Here is a 223-nt window from a genome sequence, read left to right on the forward strand (position 1 = left end):
TACACCAACAATCTCAGGTAAGACTGAGCCAGGTGCAACAGTAAAAGTTGAAATCTTAGACAAAGATGGCAACCCTGTAGCAACAGGTGATGCGACTGTAGATCCAGAAGGCAACTGGACGTTCACACCGACTGAAGAATTACCAGAAGGTGAATATACAGTTAAAGCTGAAGCGAAAGATGCGGTAGGTAATACTGCTACTGAAACTGCGGATGGCAAATTA

1 protein-coding gene is annotated in these 223 nt (G+C 43.9%); it reads left to right on the top strand.

The genetic code is table 11. From position 1 onward, the window contains the following. Positions 1-223 (top strand): Ig-like domain-containing protein (locus AC1M9K_RS14660; RefSeq protein WP_481589660.1); only part of this gene is annotated, 223 nt, incomplete at both ends.

The organism is Acinetobacter sp. 24-47-67 (assembly GCF_056779735.1).